The organism is Petralouisia muris (assembly GCF_004793545.1).
Taxonomy (GTDB): Bacteria; Bacillota; Clostridia; order Lachnospirales; family Lachnospiraceae; genus Petralouisia; species Petralouisia muris.
Window position 1 is genome coordinate 1 of the sequence record NZ_SRYA01000157.1, and the last position, 4,610, is coordinate 4,610.

Below are 4,610 nucleotides of genomic sequence, written 5' to 3' on the forward strand. Positions count from 1 at the left end.
ATGGAACTATGTAATACGTGGGTTCAAATAGTACATTTTATTTTGCGACAGTTCCTAAGCTGGATATGGAGCGCATGGAGAGCCTTGCGCAGCCAGATAACTGCACAGTCATCCAGTTTCATATGGATAAGGAGTTTGAGCCGGAACGGAGAAAGGGGACTTGAAATTATGGAAAAAAGGCTTGATTACAAGGGAAGATGGAGGAATAAAACAGTGGCATTCCATGGCTCTGAGGAAGAAGGAAAACTGATTGACCGCTGTGTGAGCCTGTCGGGACTTACCAAGCAGGACTATATTATCCGGCGTTTACAGTGCCGGGACGTGGTGGTTCAGGGCAGTCCGAGGGTATATAAGGCACTGCGCAACCAGATGGCAGAAATCTATGGGGAACTGAAACGTCTGGAAAAGTGCAGTGGTGAAAATGATGAACTGCTTTATGCCATCCAGTTAATTGCACAAACCATGAATGGGCTGAAAGGGGAAAACTGATTGCAGTTAACCCTATATTTACCAGCCGAAAAAGAAAAAATCATAGAAAATATTTGCTTAAACAATACGCGTTTTTTGTTATCAAAATCATTCAGTTAGACAGATGGGAAAGAAAAAAATTTGATTGTAATGGGAAAATTTGCAGGCAAGGCGACAAATAGCGGGATAATATCAGGTCGCCGGATGGGAGGAAATCATGGGAAAACACATCATTGGTGAAAATGGAATCAGCTATACGAAGGGAACGGATGGGATTTATTACCCGGATTTGAAGTTACCGGAGGGGGAAGATTATAAGATTGGCAGATATGGGAACATGAGGCTGGAATACCTTAAAAACCACCGCAAAGGGATGTATCTGCATTTGCTGACAAGCGGAAATCTTAACAGGCATCTGCACGAATGCGACGAGGAATGCAGGGAGAGGATGGAATTTCTCACGGAACAGATGAAAGCCGGGGCAGGGATTACGGAGGAATTAAAGGCAAAGGAACAGATGAAATGGATTGGATTAATGAATAATGTCCGTTCTGCTGCGGAGGAGATTGTGCTGAAAGAGTTAGTATATTGTTAGTGAATCCGTGTCGGATAAGCTGGTATATTTGTGATAAAAGTCGTGCCGGAAAGGGGTATACTGCTGAAGGAGTAGGTAGATTGCCCGAAAAATTATGCTGATAAAAGGAAGATGGTGCTGGAAGAATTGGCAGACTGACGGGGAAAATCATACTGGAGAAAAGGATATATTGATAAGGAAGTAGGGCGGGAAACCGCTCTATTTTCTTTGGGGAGAATCCGTATATAGATTTAAAATAGGGGTATTTCTGGTGGAATAAGTTGGTGGGAAAGCATGTGAAAGATTTCTTTTTCGGCTGGTAAAATAGTTTATATTGGGAACAGAAAGCGACTGGAAAATCAATACACAATACCAGCAAGCAACGCTTTTGGATTGCCACGCCCCTATGGGCAGCGGCAACCTTCGGCACTTGTCAGGGGAAATCCCCTAACCCCTTTTTGACAATCATGCTTTTAAAATGTTCCAGCCTAATGTATGGAAAAATTCAGGTTATTTTTTTGCAGAATCAGTGTTGGAATTCAACTTTGCAGAATTTGCACTTTCGTTACTTTTGGCACATTCCATAAATAAAGACCAGGCATATTTGAATCTCAAAGTAAACAACAGTTCGTCATTCCTTGAGCTATACTGTAAGATAATATTTTCCAGCCTGCGGTAATCCTTCATGTCCAAAATATCTTCCAGCCAGTCAATGTCGAAATCGTTGTTCATAAGAATCTCGTCATATTCCCAACTGCTGACGTACTTTTCGTAAATCTCATGGATTCTACGTTCTGTTTCGTCTATCTCCAGAAAAAATGTTTCGCGCTTGGCATCCCTGTTTGCAATTTTAATCAGGAACTCGCTATTATCAGAAGTTTCTATTGCAAATAAACCTTTGTCCGATTGTATGCGTTTTATTTCTGCAATAGGAAGTCCAGATTTTTTAATGACTTTTAAAAGCATGGCTGCAAAATTTTTCATATCCATAACATCACCTGTTCCCCTTTAAATTAGTATATTTGGCGGCATTCTAATTCAAAATGACTTCCACCCATCAGCAGTACCGTAAAAATATTTTCTTTGTCTTTCGTTTGAATGTCTTTGACTGCCATATCATCAGAATCGTTAAGCAGTTCAAAGACAGTGTCTTTAAAGTAGTCTAATCCCATTCCTTTCCTCCTGTCAAAACATTTGTTTATGTTAGAAGTGTTATAATACTTCTTTGAGATTACAAAAATACTATAACAAGTATAGAATGAAAATGCAAGGAAAACAGGGTATCATTTTTCGACAGGAGGCGACAAGGTGGACGAAAATTACGGTCATCTGGAAATCCGGCTGGCAGAGCTTATAGAGAAAAAAGGACTGAACCGAAACAAAGTGTCACTGAAAGCGGCAATGAACTGGAGGCAGGTGGACAGGTATTGTGAGAATGATATTACCCGGCTGGACACCTTTGTATTGTGCAAGCTCTGTACCGCTTTGGAATGTGAAATTCAAGATTTGCTTGTCTTTGTCCCAGCAGAGAAAGAGCAATGAGAATAGATATAAATGCATAATCTGCATTTTAGAGAAAAGAACTAATGTTTCTGCATCTAGTATTCTGATATTTGTTTAGGGTTAGCGAGTTTCTACAATAAATATAGAATGAAACTGTGAGCATGAAACAAATATGAAAATGCAGAGGTGGGAACGTGGAGGAAGATTACGGATATTTGGAAATAAGGCTGAATGAACTGCTGAAGAAAAAAGGGCTGAGCAAAAACAAGCTGTCGCACAAGGCAGAAATGAACTGGAAACAGATAGATAATTACTGTACGAACAGCATTACCCGGTTGGACGTATATGTACTGTGTAAACTTTGTACGGTGTTAGGGTGTGAGATACAAGATTTGCTGGTATTCCATCCGCCGGGGGAAGAATAACCAGACCAGGTCGTTATTGAAAATATCAATTAGATAGTAGATTTATAAAACTCGCGCCAGTGGTGCGAGAATTGGAGAAAGAATGGGCGGAGTGGAAATTGCAGGCTATGAGCCTTTGGTAAATGACGTGAAGGAACTGATACATAAAAAGCAGTATCATGTCCTGAAAATAATGAATACGGAGACTATCAACCTTTATTGGGAGATTGGCGAGGAGATATACAGACAGCAGGAAATCAACGGATGGGGCAAATCCATTGTAAAAATTTTGTCAAAAGAGTTGCAGAAAGAGTTTCCGGGAGCAAAGGGATATTCTGCGGCAAACCTCTGGAGAATGCGGAACTTTTACCTGAGTTACCGCAATTCTGAAAAACTCGCACCACTGGTGCGAGAAATTAGCTGGAGCAATAATATCGTCATTATGGAGAAGTGTAAGGATGATTTGCAGAGAGAATTCTACATCCAGATGGCAAAGCGGTATGGGTGGACAAAACGTATTTTGGCAAATTTCATTGAGGCACAGACTTATGAGAAGTATCTATTAAATCAGACGAATTTTGATTTGACACTGCCGGAAGAACGCAGGGCACAGGCAAAGCTGGCAGTAAAAGATGAATATACTTTTGATTTTGCGGAACTGTCGCCGGAATATTCTGAGCATGAGTTGGAAATGCAGTTAGTAAACAATATCCGGGCATTCTTGATAGAGATGGGCGGGGACTTTACTTTTGTCGGCAATCAATACCACCTGACCGTTGGAAACCGGGATTTATATATTGATTTACTTCTCTTTCACAGAAGATTGAGGAGTTTGGTAGCAATCGAATTGAAAATAGGCGAGTTTGAGGCAGAGTATGCAGGGAAAATGCAACTGTACCTAACAGCACTGGATGAGCAGATAAAACTGCCGGAGGAAAATCCATCTATTGGCATTATCATCTGTAAGAGCAAAGACAAGACATATGTGGAATATGCGTTGAAACAGTCGAATGTGCCGATTGGGGTGGCGACTTATAAGCTGAGTGATTCTCTGCCGGAGGATATGAAGGAGTTGTTGCCAAAGCCGGAGGAGATTGTGGAGAGATTGAAGATATTTGAGGGGAGTAAAACAGATATATAAATTTTATCATTTTAAAATGTTTTATTTTACACGAACTTGATAAAAATTGGAGAAACAATAATGAAAATTTTATTAGTAGAGCCTAATTACAAGAATAAATACCCACCAATGGGATTGATGAAGATAAGTACATATCATAAAGAAAGAGGAGATGAAGTGACTTTTTTTAAGGGAGTTATGGATTCAAAGAGTTTTTTAGAAAACCAGTATGACAGAGTGTATATAACATCTTTGTTTACTTTTTATTATAGTCAGACAATTAAAACTATAAAAAGTTATGAAAAGCTTATTTCGCCAGAAAAAATATTTATTGGCGGGATTATGGTATCTCTTTTGATTGAAAAAATAAAAGGTGATATTGACGATAGAGTTACTATTCTTACAGGTTTATTATCAGACTCTTGTGTTTTAAAGCTAGTACATCGAATAATTAATAACTGGCCTAATTAGCATTTGATTTTATGGCAGCTTTAACGGCTTCATCCTGACTTATTTCATCCATTTTATAAGTCCAATGGTA

8 protein-coding genes are annotated in these 4,610 nt (G+C 39.4%); 6 read left to right on the forward strand and 2 right to left on the reverse strand.

From position 1 onward, the window contains the following. Positions 1 to 168: 168 nt before the first annotated feature. Positions 169 to 489: a plasmid mobilization protein gene (locus E5329_RS28335; protein ID WP_135992469.1), complete on the forward strand. Its 321-nt coding sequence runs from the start codon at positions 169 to 171 to the stop codon at positions 487 to 489. Between the two features lie 196 nt (positions 490 to 685). Continuing rightward, positions 686 to 1,063 (forward strand): TnpV protein, encoded by a 378-nt coding sequence (locus tag E5329_RS28340; protein ID WP_135992470.1) that lies wholly within the window; start codon positions 686 to 688, stop codon positions 1,061 to 1,063. 489 nt (positions 1,064 to 1,552) lie between these two features. On the opposite strand, the gene E5329_RS28345 is transcribed toward E5329_RS28340, so the two are convergent. Both E5329_RS28345 and E5329_RS30225 read right to left on the reverse strand, forming a co-directional pair. Next, on the reverse strand, positions 1,553 to 2,032 hold the full coding sequence (locus E5329_RS28345; protein ID WP_135992471.1) for a hypothetical protein: 480 nt from the start codon (positions 2,030 to 2,032) through the stop codon (positions 1,553 to 1,555). Between the two features lie 23 nt (positions 2,033 to 2,055). After that, entirely contained in the window at positions 2,056 to 2,214 is a 159-nt protein-coding gene (locus E5329_RS30225) for a hypothetical protein (protein WP_168356812.1), read from the reverse strand. Positions 2,215 to 2,350: 136 nt separating this feature from the next. Here E5329_RS30225 and E5329_RS28350 point away from each other — a divergent pair, with 136 nt between their 5' ends. The 4 genes from E5329_RS28350 (at position 2,351) to E5329_RS28365 (ending at position 4,540) form a co-directional block, all read left to right on the forward strand. Beyond that, positions 2,351 to 2,584, forward strand: a complete 234-nt coding sequence (locus E5329_RS28350; RefSeq protein WP_135992472.1) for a helix-turn-helix domain-containing protein — start codon at positions 2,351 to 2,353, stop codon at positions 2,582 to 2,584. 155 nt (positions 2,585 to 2,739) lie between these two features. Further along, positions 2,740 to 2,970, forward strand: coding sequence for a helix-turn-helix domain-containing protein (locus E5329_RS28355; RefSeq protein ID WP_135992473.1), 231 nt, complete (start codon positions 2,740 to 2,742; stop codon positions 2,968 to 2,970). Positions 2,971 to 3,052: 82 nt separating this feature from the next. Continuing rightward, positions 3,053 to 4,090 (forward strand): PDDEXK nuclease domain-containing protein, encoded by a 1,038-nt coding sequence (locus E5329_RS28360; RefSeq protein WP_135992474.1) that lies wholly within the window; start codon positions 3,053 to 3,055, stop codon positions 4,088 to 4,090. Positions 4,091 to 4,150: 60 nt separating this feature from the next. Then, positions 4,151 to 4,540 (forward strand): cobalamin B12-binding domain-containing protein, encoded by a 390-nt coding sequence (locus E5329_RS28365; RefSeq protein WP_135992475.1) that lies wholly within the window; start codon positions 4,151 to 4,153, stop codon positions 4,538 to 4,540. Positions 4,541 to 4,610 lie beyond the last annotated feature (70 nt).

What these genes read in the sequence shown, in the direction of transcription:
- E5329_RS28335 (WP_135992469.1), top strand. Translation starts at nt 169, where the DNA reads ATGGAAAAAAGGCTTGATTACAAGGGAAGATGGAGGAATAAAACAGTG.
- E5329_RS28340 (WP_135992470.1), top strand. Translation starts at nt 686, where the DNA reads ATGGGAAAACACATCATTGGTGAAAATGGAATCAGCTATACGAAGGGA.
- E5329_RS28345 (WP_135992471.1), bottom strand. Translation starts at nt 2,032, where the DNA reads ATGGATATGAAAAATTTTGCAGCCATGCTTTTAAAAGTCATTAAAAAA.
- E5329_RS30225 (WP_168356812.1), bottom strand. Translation starts at nt 2,214, where the DNA reads ATGGGATTAGACTACTTTAAAGACACTGTCTTTGAACTGCTTAACGAT.
- E5329_RS28360 (WP_135992474.1), top strand. Translation starts at nt 3,053, where the DNA reads ATGGGCGGAGTGGAAATTGCAGGCTATGAGCCTTTGGTAAATGACGTG.
- E5329_RS28365 (WP_135992475.1), top strand. Translation starts at nt 4,151, where the DNA reads ATGAAAATTTTATTAGTAGAGCCTAATTACAAGAATAAATACCCACCA.